The organism is Phycicoccus sp. CSK15P-2, from assembly GCF_016888005.1.
Classification (GTDB): domain Bacteria; phylum Actinomycetota; class Actinomycetes; order Actinomycetales; family Dermatophilaceae; genus Phycicoccus.
This window is the reverse complement of record NZ_JAFDVE010000008.1, coordinates 117,487-131,915: the sequence shown is the minus strand read 5'-3', so window position 1 is coordinate 131,915 and position 14,429 is coordinate 117,487. Positions and strand designations below refer to the sequence as shown.

13 protein-coding genes and 1 pseudogene are annotated in these 14,429 nt (G+C 71.5%); 1 reads left to right on the top strand and 13 read right to left on the bottom strand.

The window, feature by feature from the left end:
• Positions 1-2 precede the first annotated feature (2 nt).
• From JQN72_RS04495 to JQN72_RS04435, 13 genes are all read right to left on the bottom strand, one after another.
• Complete coding sequence (locus JQN72_RS04495) at positions 3-404, bottom strand: hypothetical protein (RefSeq protein ID WP_204133964.1); 402 nt, start codon at positions 402-404, stop codon at positions 3-5.
• Positions 401-1,681, bottom strand: coding sequence for a glycosyltransferase family 4 protein (locus JQN72_RS04490; protein WP_204133963.1), 1,281 nt, complete (start codon positions 1,679-1,681; stop codon positions 401-403). The genes JQN72_RS04495 and JQN72_RS04490 overlap by 4 nt, the downstream gene beginning before the upstream one ends.
• A gap of 200 nt (positions 1,682-1,881) precedes the next feature.
• Positions 1,882-2,685: a DUF6270 domain-containing protein gene (locus JQN72_RS04485; protein ID WP_204133962.1), complete on the bottom strand. Its 804-nt coding sequence runs from the start codon at positions 2,683-2,685 to the stop codon at positions 1,882-1,884.
• Positions 2,682-3,827, bottom strand: coding sequence for a non-hydrolyzing UDP-N-acetylglucosamine 2-epimerase (gene wecB / locus JQN72_RS04480; RefSeq protein ID WP_204133961.1), 1,146 nt, complete (start codon positions 3,825-3,827; stop codon positions 2,682-2,684). The genes JQN72_RS04485 and wecB overlap by 4 nt, the downstream gene beginning before the upstream one ends.
• 12 nt (positions 3,828-3,839) lie before the next feature.
• Entirely contained in the window at positions 3,840-4,748 is a 909-nt protein-coding gene (locus tag JQN72_RS04475) for an ABC transporter ATP-binding protein (protein ID WP_204133960.1), read from the bottom strand.
• Positions 4,741-5,619 carry an ABC transporter permease gene (locus tag JQN72_RS04470; RefSeq protein WP_204133959.1) on the bottom strand — a complete coding sequence of 293 codons (879 nt, stop codon included), beginning with the start codon at positions 5,617-5,619 and terminating at the stop codon, positions 4,741-4,743. Before JQN72_RS04470 ends, JQN72_RS04475 begins: the two co-directional genes overlap by 8 nt.
• Complete coding sequence (locus tag JQN72_RS04465) at positions 5,616-7,388, bottom strand: glycosyltransferase family 4 protein (RefSeq protein ID WP_204133958.1); 1,773 nt, start codon at positions 7,386-7,388, stop codon at positions 5,616-5,618. Before JQN72_RS04465 ends, JQN72_RS04470 begins: the two co-directional genes overlap by 4 nt.
• Positions 7,378-8,634, bottom strand: coding sequence for a glycosyltransferase family 4 protein (locus tag JQN72_RS04460; RefSeq protein WP_204133957.1), 1,257 nt, complete (start codon positions 8,632-8,634; stop codon positions 7,378-7,380). Before JQN72_RS04460 ends, JQN72_RS04465 begins: the two co-directional genes overlap by 11 nt.
• A complete protein-coding gene (locus JQN72_RS04455; protein ID WP_204133956.1) occupies positions 8,631-9,683 on the bottom strand; it encodes a UDP-phosphate glycosyltransferase in 1,053 nt (350 codons plus the stop codon). The genes JQN72_RS04460 and JQN72_RS04455 overlap by 4 nt, the downstream gene beginning before the upstream one ends.
• Positions 9,680-11,566: a polysaccharide biosynthesis protein gene (locus tag JQN72_RS04450; RefSeq protein ID WP_204133955.1), complete on the bottom strand. Its 1,887-nt coding sequence runs from the start codon at positions 11,564-11,566 to the stop codon at positions 9,680-9,682. The genes JQN72_RS04455 and JQN72_RS04450 overlap by 4 nt, the downstream gene beginning before the upstream one ends.
• A 160-nt stretch (positions 11,567-11,726) precedes the next feature.
• Entirely contained in the window at positions 11,727-13,166 is a 1,440-nt protein-coding gene (locus JQN72_RS04445; RefSeq protein ID WP_204134041.1) for a CCA tRNA nucleotidyltransferase, read from the bottom strand.
• A 236-nt stretch (positions 13,167-13,402) separates the two neighbouring features.
• Positions 13,403-13,639 (bottom strand): ribbon-helix-helix protein, CopG family, encoded by a 237-nt coding sequence (locus tag JQN72_RS04440; protein ID WP_204133954.1) that lies wholly within the window; start codon positions 13,637-13,639, stop codon positions 13,403-13,405.
• A 135-nt stretch (positions 13,640-13,774) separates the two neighbouring features.
• Positions 13,775-13,939, bottom strand: coding sequence for a hypothetical protein (locus JQN72_RS04435; RefSeq protein ID WP_204133953.1), 165 nt, complete (start codon positions 13,937-13,939; stop codon positions 13,775-13,777).
• A 164-nt stretch (positions 13,940-14,103) separates the two neighbouring features.
• Between JQN72_RS04435 and JQN72_RS18675 the strand changes: the two are divergent.
• Positions 14,104-14,421 (top strand): annotated as a pseudogene (locus JQN72_RS18675) (helix-turn-helix domain-containing protein); the annotation flags it as partial.
• Positions 14,422-14,429 lie beyond the last annotated feature (8 nt).

The following is a 14,429-nucleotide window of genomic DNA, read 5'->3' as shown; positions in this document are numbered from 1 at the left end:
CGTCACCTCTCCGCCACCGTGACGGTCAGGTCCACGGAGGACGCGCTGTCAGCTTCTCCCCCGGAGGCGCTCGTGGCGACGCCGTGAACGCGGTAGGTCCCCGACCGGCTCGGGGTCCAGCGCAGGGTGTTGGAGGGGCCGTTGGTCTGCTCGCGCACGAGCACCTCGTCGCGGTACACGGCGAACTCGTAGGACAGGGAGGCACCGTCCGCCACGACGACGCTCTCGAGGTCTCCCGACTCCTGCTGCCACAGCGTGACGGCTCGCACGTGGGCGAAACCGACCCCACCTGCTCCGGCCTCCAGCTGCTCCAGGCGCTCGGCGACGCGGAGAAGTACCGACTCCAGCTCGAGCTCGAGGTAGGCGTACGCCGACTTCCAGTCGACCGGCTCCAGGCCCGTCACAGGTCTCGTCCGATCATCTCGATCTCCCGGCTGACGGTTGCCTCGTGACCACACTGCTCACGGACGCGTCGCGCAGCACTCTCGGACAGCCGCTGGAACAGCTCCGGGTTGTAGTAGAGCATCTCGATCCGGTCGGCCAGGCCCGCAGGGTCCTCAGGAGCCGTCAGCAGGCCCGTGACACGGTCTTCCACGAACTCCGGGATCGCCGCGATGGCGGTCGACACAGGGACGAGCCCACTCGCCATCGCCTCGCACATCGAGACGCCCTGCGAGTCGAACCGGGTGGGAGCCAGGAAGACGCCGTGCTCCACGTGGAGCTCGGCGATCTCCTCCTGACGGAGGAAACCCTCCTGGACGGAGACCGAGGGTAGGTCCCGCAGTGGAGAGACTGTCTCGGCGAACATCGGCCCCTCGCCCCGGATGGTGAAGCTCAGGCGGTCGAAGAACGGGCGGGTCGAGAGCTCGAGGATGGCTGCCACCGTCTGGTCGTTGGCGTACTTGTGCGAGGCGAACGGGCGGATCGACAGGACTCGCAGGCGATGCTCGGGTTCCTTCTCGCGGTAGGGGAAGAAGTCGCCGTCGACGATGTTCGGGATCACGTACGGATGACGGGTCGACACTCCGGTGTCCGGCTCGACGATGTTCCGCCGGAACCAGTCCGAGACATGGACGATGCGCACGTCGAGGTCGGTGGCTGACATGAGCCGGCCCATGAGGCGGAGCTGGTCGACGTGGTAGTCGTCCCGCTTCGCGAGGGCCTGCCGGATCTGGGTCGCGCTGTCGGTGAAGTTGAACCATCGGCGGTGCCAGGCCTCGGCCTCGAACCCGTGCACCCACACGATGACGGGCGTCTCCGGCTGGTGTTCCACGACGGGCCGGATCATGTGCTCGTTCGCGAAGTGCACCAGGATCGTCCGGTATCGGTGCGCAGCGATGCGCTGCTCGTAGTCCGCCGGCCCCCCGACCGTGACCTGGACACCGTCGAACAGATAGCCGTAGCTCTCCTCGACCGGTGGATGGAGGTAGTAGACCTCGACGTCGATGCCTGCCTCGAGGTAGGCGAGGACCCGGCGGTGGATGAAGGCGTTGCGGTACAGGGCCTGGTCGCTCGGGTAGGTGTTGGCCACGAGCAGGACCTGGGCCCGCCGGTCCGACACAGGTCCCCGCCACTCCTCCTGCTCGTCCGTCGTGACCGAGGCGAACTCGGACACGGCGTCCTCGGTGTCCGACTCGTCGGTCTCTGCGGCCGTGGTCGTCGTGTCGAAGATGTCGGTCATGGTCGTCGTCACAGGGTCGGAGGGGTGGACGTCGCCGGGTTGTGCAGACCCGGCGACGTCGAGCTGCGGGCGGAGTCGGTCCGCGTCGTCCACACTGTCCCGCCCATCCCCGGACAGCCTAGGGGACCTGCCGCTCCCCTGCGGGAGTGGCGGCGCCGCGTCAGCGGGTGTTCCGGTCGTTCCCGGCTCGATGTGGCGGCTCATCCGCCCGGCCTCGTGTCGGCCACGCCGTCCTGGAGCAGCGCAGAGACCGCGGAGTCGATCCCGGCGGCGAGTGAGACGTAGTTCTGTTCGGTGTAGTGGAACGGCGCGAGGCCCCAGCGGTGGTCGGAGTCGCTGCGCGCCTCGCCCCGGTCGAGCGAGACCACAGGGCAGCCGAGCAGGTTCGCGGCGCGCTCGTGGTAGATGTCGAAGAGCGCGTTCGCCTGCCGGGCGGTGCGTCCGAAGCTCGTCGGAGACGCCGCCCCGTCCCGTGTCTTCTCGGCCCAGGGCGGGGCGAGCAGCACGAGCCGCTCGAGCAGCCCTGCCCGGGAGAGCAACGAGCGCCAGGAGCTCAGCGCCTCCGTCCAGAGCTCGAGATGACGGGGGCTGCCGAGGTCGACGAGGGCGCTGAGCCCCGTCATGCGGGCGTCCACCCCGGTCGAGATGAGGTCGACCGACCTCGTGACGAAGCCCCCATCGGAGAGCTCACGGATGCCGAGGCGCTCGTCACAGAGATCCCAAAGCAGCACGTCCGCCCGGCCGCCCTTGGCTTCCAGAGTGGGGACGAGGCTCGCACGCCAGTCGTTCTCGAGCATCCTGCGCTGGAAGGCCGAGTCGGCCTCGAACGGGACGAGCAGCGCGGTGTCCACCGCGCTGAAGGCGCTGACCAGGCTCTGGCGCGCGACGTAGTCGACGAGGCGGTAGCCGAGCGGCTGCAGGTACTCGAAAGTGTCACGCGAGACGCAGCTGCCGTAGATGAGGACCGTCCGCGCTGGGGCGTGGGGCCGTTCCGGAGCGGTCACGACCCGAAGTCGGGCAGTCGCTCCCCGAGCCCGAACGTCGCGGCGATCGCGGCCACGGAGCGCGCAGCCGCCTTCCCGTCGCCGTAGGGGTTCACGGCGTTCGCCATCGCCCGATGGGCGCTCTCGACGTCGAACAGCCGGGACACCTCCTCGACGACCCGTTCCTCGTCGGTCCCGATGAGCCGGACCGTGCCGGCGTCGACCGCCTCCGGGCGCTCGGTGTTCTCCCGCATGACGAGCACCGGCTTACCGAGCGAGGGAGCCTCCTCCTGCACTCCGCCGGAGTCCGTGAGGACCACCGTGGCCAGTGCCATGAGGCGGGTGAACTCGCCGTAGGCCATCGGTTCGGTGACCAGCACGTTCTCGTAGCTCTTGACGTGCGGCAGGATCGCCTCGCGGACGATGGGGTTGCGGTGTGCCGGCAGGACGACCGTGGTGTCCGGGTAGGCGGCGGCCAGGCGGCCGAGCGCCCGCCCGACCCCTTCCATCGCCCCGCCCCAGCTCTCCCGCCGGTGGGTCGTGACGAGCAGGAGCGGGCGGCCTTCCTTCTCCAGCCGTGCCAGGCGGTCGTCGGTGAACGGGATGTCCTGCTCGACCGTGTGCAGCAGCGCGTCGATCACGGTGTTGCCCGTGACCACGACCGTCCCCGGGTCGGTGGCCTCGCGCAGGAGGTTCTCGCGGGAGGTCGGGGTCGGCGCCAGGTGCAGCGCCGTCACCTGGCTCGTCAGCCGGCGGTTGGCCTCCTCGGGGAACGGCGAGTGGATGTCGCCGCTGCGCAGCCCGGCCTCGAGGTGGACGACCGGGATCCCCCGGTAGAACGCGGCGATCGAGGCGGCCGCCACGGTCGAGGTGTCACCCTGCACGAGGACGGCGTCGGGCTGCTCGTCGACGAGCACCGGGTCGAGCCGGCCGAAGACCTTGGCCATGAGGCCGTTGAGGGTCTGTCCGTGGGCGAAGACGTCGAGGTCGTGGTCGGGCGTGATCCCGAAGATGGCGTTGACCTGGTCCAACATCTCGCGGTGCTGGCCCGTGACGACGGTGACCGACTCGAGCTCGGAGTGTTTCTCGAGCGCCCGGACGACGGGGGCCACCTTGATGGCCTCGGGCCTGGTGCCGTAGACCGTCATGACGCGGCGGGACATGCGTGGTACTCCTCAGGAGGCAGGGGAATGACGGGGGATGTGCTGCTTCGGGTCCTCGTGCCGGACCAGCGTCGCACGGAGCCGGGCCCGGCACTTCTCCAGGACGTCGGCGGCGACGTCGTCCTCGCCCTTGGCGACGTTCCACGCCCACCACCGGTAGGAGCGTGCGGTCTCCTCGGCCGGGCCGTCGAGGACGAGCTCGCCGTCGTGCAGCCAGATCGCCCGCGTGCACATCTCCTCGATGGTCTGGGCGGCGTGCGAGACGAGGAAGATCGTGCCGGCGGTCGACCTGATCTCCGCCATCCGCTTCTCGCTCCGCTCCTTCGACGCGGCGTCGCCGGTGGCAAGGGCCTCGTCGATCAAGAGGATCTCCGGGCGGGCCGCCGCGGCGATGGCGAACCGCAGGCGGGCGCCCATCCCCGAGGAGTACGAGCGCATCGGGCGGTGCACGGCGTTGCCGATCCCGGCGAGCTTGATGACGTCCGGGACCAGCTCGTCCACCTCCGCCGGCGAGCGGCCCATGGCCAGCAGCCCGAGACGGATGTTCTGCAGCCCGGAGACCTCCGGGACGAGGGCCGCGTTGACGCTGAGGAACGTCGGGGTCGAGGTCGCGAGCACCTCGCCACTCGTCGGTGTCTCGAGGCCGGCGACGATGCGCAGCAAGGTGCTCTTGCCGGAGCCGTTCTGGCCCACGACACCGATCGACTCCCCCGCCCGGGCGACGAAGGACACGTCGTCCAACGCCCTGACCGTGACCGTCCGGGGCAGACCGACCCGGCGACGGACCCGGTCGCGGCGGGTGAGCGTGGCACCCAGCTCGGTGCTGGCGACGCGGTAGTGCACGGACAGCCGGCGCACGCTGACCGTGGGCTCACCGAGGGGGATGCCGTCGCGGGGGACCGGCGAGGACAGCTCACTCACGGCCGTACTCCTCCTCGCCCTGCCAGAAGTAGAGGAAGCCGAGCACGGGGGTGGCGGCCGCCCACGCGGCGAGGGTCAGCCACAGCCGCGGCTCGGGAAGCGTCGCGTAGAGCAGGAGGTCACGGCTGATCTCGAGCACGCAGTAGGCCGGGTTGAGCTGCATCACCGCGAGCGCCTGGGGATGCTCGACGAACCGGTCGATCGAGTACATGACGCCCGAGCCGTACATCCAGAGCCGGGACGAGAAGCCGAGCAGGAGACGCAGGTCGGGAACCGCGTGCACGAGGCGGGCCGCGTAGAGGACGACCCCCACGTTGAACATCCCCTGGAGGACGAGGACCCCGGGAAAGAGCACCCAGTACCAGGAGATCTGCGCGTGCGGCGGGATGACGAGGATCATCGCCACGAGGGTGAGCAGTCGGGGGCCCATCGCGATGGCCTCCCGGAGCGCGAGCGCGAGAGGGATGGACGCCCGCGGGAACGCGAAACCACGGATGAGGTTGCGCCCCGAGTTGAGGGAGGCTGCGCCTTGCGTCAGTGACTGCGAGGTCCAGGTGAAGAGGAACACACCGATGAGGAGGAAGCCGATGTAGTTGTCGATGCCCCGGGAGGCGTTGAGAAGCACCCCGAAGATCAGGAAGAAGGTGACGCCGTCGAGGAGGGGCCTGCCGACGAGCCAGAACCTGCCGAGGATGGTGTCGCGTTCACCGGAGAGGGCACGGACCCGCGAGTCGGCGACGATGAAGTGCCGGCGGCCCCAGAGGTTCGCGATGTACCGGGCGATGTTGGGGCGCCGGCCGACGGGGCGCAGGCGGCTGACGTCGACGTCCTCGACGACGAGGGGGACGCCTGCGGAGGTGGATGGGCTCACCGGGCGCTCCCGAGGGTCTGGTAGACGGACAGGTACCGCCGGGCCATCTCCTGCCAGGTCCGCGTCGCGGCGACCTCGCGCCCTCGACCAGCGATCTCCGACCTGCGCAGGGGGTCGGCGTACAGCTCTCGAATCGTATCCGCCAGGGCGTCCGGATCCTCCGGGGTCACGAGTAGACCGGCGCCCTCGTCGCCGACGACCTCCGCGAGCGCCGGCAGGTCGCTCACGACGACGGGGCGTCCGAGCGCCATCGCCTCCACCGGCTTGAGCGGGGTCACGCTCCGGGTCACCTCGGTGTCCCGCCGCGGGGTGGCCACGAGGTCGAGTGCCCAGACCCAGGCGGTCGCGGCGCTGCGGTCCACCCGACCGGGAAGAACCGCGGCACCGTCGAGTCCCAGCGTCCCGGCGAGCCGGACGAGCCCGGCACGGGCGGACCCGTCGCCGACGATCGCACAGCGCACGTCGAGGCCTTCGCGACGCAGCCGCGCCACGGCGTGGAGCAGGATGTCCAGCCCCTCGTACGTGACGAGAGAGGAGACGGTACCGACCCACATGCCCTCCTCCGGGAGCCCCACCGAACGTCGGGCGTCCGGGGGCGCTGGGGAGGTCCGGCCCGCCTCGACGAGTGCGGCGTCGACGGCGTTGGGGACGACCGACACCCGTGCCGGGTCGACACCGGCAGCGCAGAGCTCGCGGCGGAGCACCTGCGACAGCGCGACGACGTGGTCGGCCGCGCGCGCCGTCTCGACCTCCTTGGCACGCCAGAGCCGGTAGCGCTCACTGGCACGGACGGTCTCGCGCTCGCCGGCGGGGAAGGTCGCCAGCCACGTCTTCTCCAGCTGCCCGCGCATCTCGTAGACCCAGGGCACGCCGCGGGACCGGGCCACGGCCTCCGCGACGAGCCCGTTGACGTAGTGGGTGGTCGTGTGGAGCACGTCGGCACCAGCGCGGTCGACGTGGCCGGCGAGCAGGGTCGCCGCCTGCTCGAGGCGCGCCTCGGGCGTCGCCCCGAGCCGACGCGGGATCAGCCGGTGGTAGGGCACGCCGTCGACGACGTCGGTCTCCGCAGCCCAGGGCAGACCCACGACGACCGGGTACCCGACCCGGGTCACGGCCTCCGCCCGCGCTCCGGCGGCCCGCTGCGCACGCAGGATGCCGTGCGAGCGGAGGGCGTAGCCGGACTGGGTCCACGGCAGCGAGTTCGTCAGCAGATGGAGCACCGAGACGCCGCCGGTGCGTCCGGACGCGGCGGGACGCCGATGCCGCCCGGGCGGAGGCCCGGCAAGACGCTGTCCCGGCAGGTACGTCCGCCGCTCGGACTCCAGTCGTGCCGCCTGTCGGCGTGCGCCCCGGGCATCGGAGGACCGCAGCACCTCGACGGCGCCGGCGAGGTCACCGCGCTGCCACGTCCGACGGGCCCGCACCGCGGCCGAAGCATCTGTGGGCAGGGTGAGACCCAGCTCGACGGCGATCTCCCCGGCGAGCCGGCCGGGAGGCACCCGGCTGCCGAGCAGGCTCCGCGCCTCGTCCGGGCGGTCGGCGAGCACCAGGCCCAGCCCGTGCAGGACCGGGCGGCCGCTCCGCCGGCCGCCCCTCACCAGGGCTGCGGCGACGGGGCGGCGAGCCCGCAGGGGGAGCCGGCGGACAGCGAGGACCGCCAGACGCACCGGGTCGTCCTCGAGACGCGCGCCGGCCGTGGCGGCGAGCATCCCGACGTTGCGAGCCAGGGCCGCGACGCGCCGCGTGGCCGGTCGTGGGTCACCGGCCATGCGACGCCACCGCCCACGTGAGGAGATCCGCGTAGTGTGCCCCCAGGGCTTCCGCGTGCGCGTGCTCCTCGACCCACTCACGTGCGCTCGCACGCACGGTCAGTCGGTCCCGGTCCGCGGCGAGCGACTCCCACAACGAGGCCAACCCCGGGACGTCCCCAGGGGCCGAGACGTCACCGGCGCCGCGTCCTTCGACGATCTCGCGTGCCTCTCCGGCCACGACGGCCGTCACGTGCAGGCCGAGGCCCATGATCTCGTAGAGCTTCGAGGGGACCGTCCATTCCAGGGCCGGCCACGGACGCAACGAGACCAGCGCGGTGTCGGCCCAGGCGTACTGTTCGGCCATCCGCTGCCGCGGGACGGGGTCCAGGATCTCCACCGGCCCACCGGTCTCTCGCGCCAGCCGTTGCAGGGACGGCCGGTCGGCCCCGGATCCGACGAGGCGCAAGATCATGTGGACACCGCGCTGCTGGGCCAGCGCGGCGGCGCGCACGGCCGTCGAGAGACCTTGGGCCCGCCCCATGGTCCCCGCGTAGAGGACGCGCAGCTCGCCGGCCACCGGGCGCGGCACCGGGGTGTAGTCCGGTACCTCGTGCGCGGCGTTGCGGATGACATGGACCTCGCGCATCCCCCGCCCCCGAAGGACGTCCGCGAAACTCTCGGTCGTGGTCACGACGACATCGGCCCGACGCTGCACCCGAGTCGTCCAGGGGCCGGCGAACGACAGCCAGCGCCGGGCGCGCCGTCGAGCCCGTCCACCGACACCGGGCCGCGGTGCATCGTCCCAGTCGTCGGTGACCTCGAGCAGGTCCGGCCAGGCGTCCCGCACCTCGGCGACGAACGGCGCGCCGGCGGCCCGAGCTGCCTGCTCCCCGGCCCACAGCATGGGAAGCGAGGGCACCGTGCTGACGACGACGTCGGGCTTCCAGCCGCCGAGCCCGGCCCGGACGATGCGCACCGCGTCGGCCGCCGCGACAGCCTCGTCGGCGAGCCTGTCCCCCACCCCACCGCGATGCGGACGGAACGCCACCCGGTGCACGACCTCACCGTGCTCTCCCTGGTGGACCGTGCCTCGGACCTCATCGCCGTGGCCGGGGAGGAGACGACCGGTCGGGTAGTGAGGCGCGGGCGCGACGACGTGCAGGTCGTGCCCGGTGCCGCACAGGTGGCGGGCCAGTGCCGACCACCGGTGCTGTGGAGCGCCGACCTCGGGGGCGTAGTAATGGGTGAGCAGGAGGACCTTCACCGGGATGCCTCCCGGACGGTCCGCCATCGAGCCGCCGGCCCGACCCTCGCCGGCAGGGCGAGGTAGCCGGCCAGGAGCAGCGCCGTCAGGACACCGCTCACCATGCGGACGACGAGGGGCGCCCCGAGCAGCGACGGGACGCTCAGCAGGCAGATGACGACCGTGACACCCATGACGAGCGACGCGACGCGGACATGTGACCATCCCCCGCGGACGAGCCGCTGGTAGACGTGCAGCCGGTGCGGCTGGGTCACCCTGTCACCCACCGCGAGACGGCGGACCAACGTGGTACCGGCATCCGCGAGAAGCACGGCGAGAGGGGCCAGGACCACGTCCACCCTGGCCCCACCCAGGACGAGCCACGAGGCCAGCACCGCCCAGGTGGCCCCCAGGGCGTAGGAGCCGACGTCACCGAGGAAGATCGACGCCACGGGGGCGTTCGACGGCACGAAACCCGCGGAGGCACCGGCCACGGCCAGCGCCAGCACCACGGCACCGGGAAGGTCGGTCCCCGCCGCCGCTGCTGCGTACCACAGACCGGCGACCACGGCGTGCCCGGAGGTGAGCCCGTTGGCACCGTCCATGAAGTTCGTGACGTTGACGAGCAGAACGGTCAGCACGAGCACCAGAGGCACCCACACCCACGAGGCGTCCAGCCAGGCGACGAGCCCACATCCGATCGCGGTCCCCACGAGCACCTGCAGCAGGAGGCGGGGTCCGGCCGACACCGACCGCAGGTCGTCCGCGAAGCCGACGGCCGCGAGCACGGTGACCGGGACCAGCGCGAGCAGGGCGCCGGAGACACCCACCTCGCGAGCCGTCAGACCGCCCGGCAGGCCGACCACGGCGGCCAGTAGCACCCCGACGAGCGCCCCACCGAGAACGGCCAGCCCACCACCACGCGGAACGGGTGAGTCGTGCAGGGAACGTTCGACGGGCACATCGAGAACCGCCCGCCGGGCCAGCACCGGCAGCAGCACGCGGACGAAGACGCTGCTCGCGAGTGCCGCTGCGCCGGCCGCCGCGAGCCACGGCAGCCAGGGGCTCACGCGCGCCCGCTCGGTATGGGGCGGGAGTCGCCCCCGACAGGTGACTCGGACGCGGACAGGACGCGCAGTGCACCGGAGACGTCCGGCGTGCGTCCGCGGACGATGGCGGACCGGATGCGCTCGATCTCGTCCAGGGACGACGTGTGGAGGACGGGCATCGGGACGTGGGTGACCAGCGGGTGGAAGGGCCTGGTGTCCGGTTCGTCTTTCGCCAGGACCCGCTCCTCGAGCTTCTCGCCGGGCCGCACACCGGTGTAGCGGATCACCGGTGGCGGGTAGCCCTGGAGACCCGCGAAGCGCCGGGCGAGGTCCTCGATGTTGTGCGGCTTCCCCATGTCGAGGACGAGCCCTTCGCCGGTGTGGCCGTGCACCGCTGCCTGGAGCACGAGCTGGGTCGCCTCGTGGACCGTCATGAAGTAGCGCGTCATCTCGGGGGACGTGATCGTCAACGGCAGTCCGGCGGACAGCTGAGCGGCGAAGGTCGCCAAGGCCGAGCCCCTTGACCCGAGGACGTTGCCGAACCGGACCGAGATGTAGCGGGCGTCCACACCGGAACGGGTGCCGAACGTCGCGGCCAGCCGCTCGGTGACCCGCTTGCTGTAGCCGAGGGTGCTGCTCGGGTCGGCCGCCTTGTCGGTGGAGATGTTGACGAAACGGGAGACGCCTGCCTCGACGCACGCCGCGAGAAGGTCCGCCGTGGCTGCGACGTTGGTGAGGAACGCCTCGGCGGGAAACCGCTCGGCCAGGGTGAGGTGCTTGACGGCGGCAGCGTGGAAGACGACGTCGGGACGGTGCTCGTGCACCAGGGTGCGGACGAACGTGCGGTCGCGAAGGTCGCCGAGGACTATGTCGTCGGAGTCGAGGAGCCCGCGGCCGTCGACCGAGAGCTGCACGCCGTGGAGCAGGCTGTCGTCGCGGTCGGTCATCACGAGACGTGAGGGCCCGAAGGCGGTGATCTCGCGGCAGAGCTGTGATCCGATGGACCCGCCGGCGCCCGTGACGAGCACCACCCGGCCGCGGAGGTACTGCTCGATGCCCGCGTTGTCGATGTCGGCCACGCCACGGCCCAGGAGGTCCTCGATGTGGACACTCCGGAAGGCGGCACGGGGTGTGACGTCGACGGCGTCTGAGCTCGAGCGGTCGGTCTTCGGCCCGGACGCCTCACTGTCGTGGTCGAGCCGGTGGACGGCGAGCATCTCGTCGAAGGAGGGAAGGACCATGAGCTCGGTGTCGCTGGCGTCGGCCAAGTCCACGACACGCTCCACGAGCGGTGCCGCCGCGCTGGGGATCGCCAGCAGGACGACGTCGGCATCCAGCGCGGTGCACACCGAGGGGAGGTCGACGATCCGGCCGCGGACCCGGACGCCGCTGATCGACAGCGACTGCTTGCGCGGGTCGTCGTCGACGACGCCGACCGGCGTGAGGCTGCTGACCGGGTCGTCGAGCATCATCGAGACCGCCTGCTGACCACCCCAGCCCGCGCCGACGACCACCGCCCGGCGCGCGTCCCGCCGGCTGCGACGCCGCCGAGCCCGGTGGTACTGCCGGGCGAGATACCGCATCCCGAGCCAGGCACTCGACGCGCACGGCGGGGCCGTGAGCGCCACCGTCGCCGGCAGCACGGTCGGTGCGGTGGAGACCGAGGCCGTCGTCAGGGCGGCCATGAGGACGGCGACCACGAGGGCCAGACCGACGAGCTCGTCCGGGCTGCCCCAGCGGAAGCGCCGGTTGACGAGCAGCCCGTAGGTGGTGGTGTACACCGCGGCCGCCAGCCCCACTGCGATGACCAGCCCGCGACGGTTCACCTCCGCCGCCACCAGGTCGTACCGGGCAATCGCGAGGACGAGGATGATGACGACGAGGACCGCGATGTCCAGGAGCATCAGACCGGCGGTGGGCCAGCGGTTGTTGCGCGGGCGCGCAGAAGACGTGCCTGTACTGCCCCCTGCCGCGAGCGAGGCACTACCGGACTTCCGGCGCTCGGACACGCCCGACAGCGTAACCAAACGTCGCAGGACTTGGGCAATCTGCATCACGGGGGCGTCACGCGTCGCGGGACTCGGGCTGCTCGGCCCACCAGCTGAGGAGGCGTTCGCGGGCAGCCTCCTGGCCGATGGGGCCGTCGTCGAGCCGCACGGCGAGCAGGTGCTTGTAGGCGCGCCCGAGCACCGGGCCGGGCCGGATGCCGAGGGCCTCGCCGATCTCGTTGCCGTCGAGCTCGGGGCGGACGGCCTTGAGCTCCTCCTCGGCGGTGAGGCGGTCGATGCGCTGCTCGAGGTCGTCGTAGGCGGCCGACAGCCGGCGGGCCTTCTTGACGTTGCGGGTCGTGCAGTCGGCGCGGGTCAGGCGGTGCAGCCGCGGCAGGAGGTCGCCGGCGTCGGTGACGTAGCGGCGGACGGCCGAGTCGGTCCAGGCGCCGTCGCCGTAGCCGTGGAAGCGCAGGTGCAGCTCGACGAGCCGGGCCACCTGCTTGGTCGTCTCCTTGTCGAAGCGCAGTGCCTTCATCCGCTTGGCCGCGAGCTTGGCGCCGACGACCTCGTGGTGGTGGAACGAGACGCCGCCGCCGTCCTCGAACCGCCGGGTGGCGGGCTTGCCGATGTCGTGCAGGATCGCCGCGAGGCGCAGGACGAGGTCGGGCCCCGGCACCGACTCGGGCGGGCCGCCGGCCGGGCCCTCGAGGTCGATGGCCTGCTCGAGCACGATCATCGAGTGGTGGTAGACGTCCTTGTGGCGGTGGTGCTCGTCGATCTCGAGCTTGAGCGCCGGCAGCTCGGGGAGGACGTGGTCGGCGAGGCCGGATGCCACGAGCAGCTCGAGGCCGGCGCGCGGGTGCGGCGCCATGAGCAGCTTGACGAGCTCGTCGCGCACCCGCTCGGCCGAGACGATGCCGATGGACTCGGCCATCTCGGCCATCGCCGTGAGCACCTCGGGGGCCGGCACGAAGCCGAGCTGCGCGACGAACCGGGCCGCGCGCATCATCCGCAGCGGGTCGTCGCCGAAGGACACCTCGGGTGCGGACGGGGTGCGCAGGGCCTTCGCCTGGAGGTCGGTGAGGCCGCCGTGCGGGTCGACGAAGGCGAGGTCGGGCAGGCGCAGGGCCATCGCGTTGACGGCGAAGTCGCGGCGGACGAGGTCGTCGTCGAGCGAGTCGCCGAACGCGACGACCGGCTTGCGGGTCTTCCCGTCGTAGGCGTCGGCGCGGTACGTGGTGACCTCGACGACGGTGTCGCCGCGGCGGGCGCCGATGGTGCCGAACTCGCGGCCCATGTCCCAGGTGGCCGTGCCCCACGCGGCGAGCATCGGCTCGATGTCGTCGGGGCGGGCCGAGGTCGTGAGGTCCAGGTCGGTCGCCGGGCGGCCGAGGAAAGCGTCGCGCACCGGCCCTCCGACGAGCGCCAGCTCGTGGCCCGCGGCCGTGAACCGCTCACCGAGGTCGGTGAGGACGGGCAGGACGGGCGCGAGGTTGGCGACGGCCTCGCGCATCAGCGCGGCCGAGGGCTGGGCGGTGGACACAGGCGACAAGCCTAGGTGTAGCTGCTCATGGCGTTGGTGACACCGGTCCCGAGTCGTGAGGTCAGCGGCCCGTCACCGCGATCCGCACTTGGCCTCGGGCCTTCCGCGACCGCGCACTGAACTCACCACTCAACCCAAGCAACTCCTGGAGTCTCGCACCTTGAGTCCACCCTCCGGACACGGCCGCGAGCCTCATGGCTGTCGGGTCACGCGGGGCGGCGGTCCAGTTCGTGCTCGACGGCACGGCGGATCCACGCCGACACCGACCGGTCATCAGCCTCCGCGCGCTGGCGGATCGCATCGAGTTGCTCGTCGGTGAACCGCACTGGGATCGGTGCGGTCAACCGGCGGTTGCGCCGACGCGGGCTGCCCTGGGGCTTCTGGTTCTCGGGACGGGCGTAGAACTCGTACTCCTCGTCCGGGGTCATCTGCTCAGTACTCATCACGGTCCCTCCGGTAGGTGGATGCAAGGCCAGGACTGGCCTCGCAACAGCCGATCGGTCGGCAACTGCTCGGGTCGCCGGATCGCGGTGGTGCGATCGGGACGACCAGGACCCGGCCTTCCACCTCGGCGACCATCAGCCAGTGCGCTGGAGGTTTCGCCGGGTAGAACAGCGGGTCGTTCTCCCAGACGTCCACGACGTCTTCCAGTCCAAGGTGGGGTGATTGAAGAGGTGGGCGACCTGCGAATCGACCTCGAACGGGTCGTCGCCGAACTGGTCCAGATCGAGCAGGTCGTCCACCATTGGAGTGTATACCAATCGACTACATATCGAATGATCGGAGGCCTTGCGTCCTTCACGCCCTGCGACCAGAAGGGGTCACACGTCTGGCAGGTCGAGGATCAGCTCGCCCGTGGAGAATCACCCGTGGTCGCTGAGCTCGGCGAACGCCTCAGAGCCTCCGCAAGGTACACGGCTGGTCCCAAGCCGACCTCGCCACGCGCCAGAACGCTGACGCCGGACAGATCAGCCGCTACGAGAACGGCAAGATCACCCCCTCCGTCGAAGCCGTCCTGCGCCTCGCCGACATCTTCGACGTGAGCTGCGACTACCTCCTGCTCGACGACGCCCCCAGGCGCGCCCTACGCGGCGACAACCCCCTCACCGACCGCCTCGCCGACCTCGACAACCTCACCGACGCCGACCGCGACGCCCTCCTACACATCCTCGACGGACTCCTCGCCAACACCCGCATCCGCGCCGCCCTCAGCACCGCCGGTTAAGGACGTCC

Excerpts from the sequence above, each read along its gene's own strand:
- JQN72_RS04450 (WP_204133955.1), bottom strand. The coding sequence starts at position 11,566 with ATGCTCCTGGACATCGCGGTCCTCGTCGTCATCATCCTCGTCCTCGCG.
- JQN72_RS04440 (WP_204133954.1), bottom strand. The coding sequence starts at position 13,639 with ATGAGTACTGAGCAGATGACCCCGGACGAGGAGTACGAGTTCTACGCC.
- JQN72_RS04465 (WP_204133958.1), bottom strand. The coding sequence starts at position 7,388 with ATGGCCGGTGACCCACGACCGGCCACGCGGCGCGTCGCGGCCCTGGCT.
- wecB (WP_204133961.1), bottom strand. The coding sequence starts at position 3,827 with ATGTCCCGCCGCGTCATGACGGTCTACGGCACCAGGCCCGAGGCCATC.
- JQN72_RS04445 (WP_204134041.1), bottom strand. The coding sequence starts at position 13,166 with ATGCGCGAGGCCGTCGCCAACCTCGCGCCCGTCCTGCCCGTCCTCACC.
- JQN72_RS04490 (WP_204133963.1), bottom strand. The coding sequence starts at position 1,681 with ATGACCGACATCTTCGACACGACGACCACGGCCGCAGAGACCGACGAG.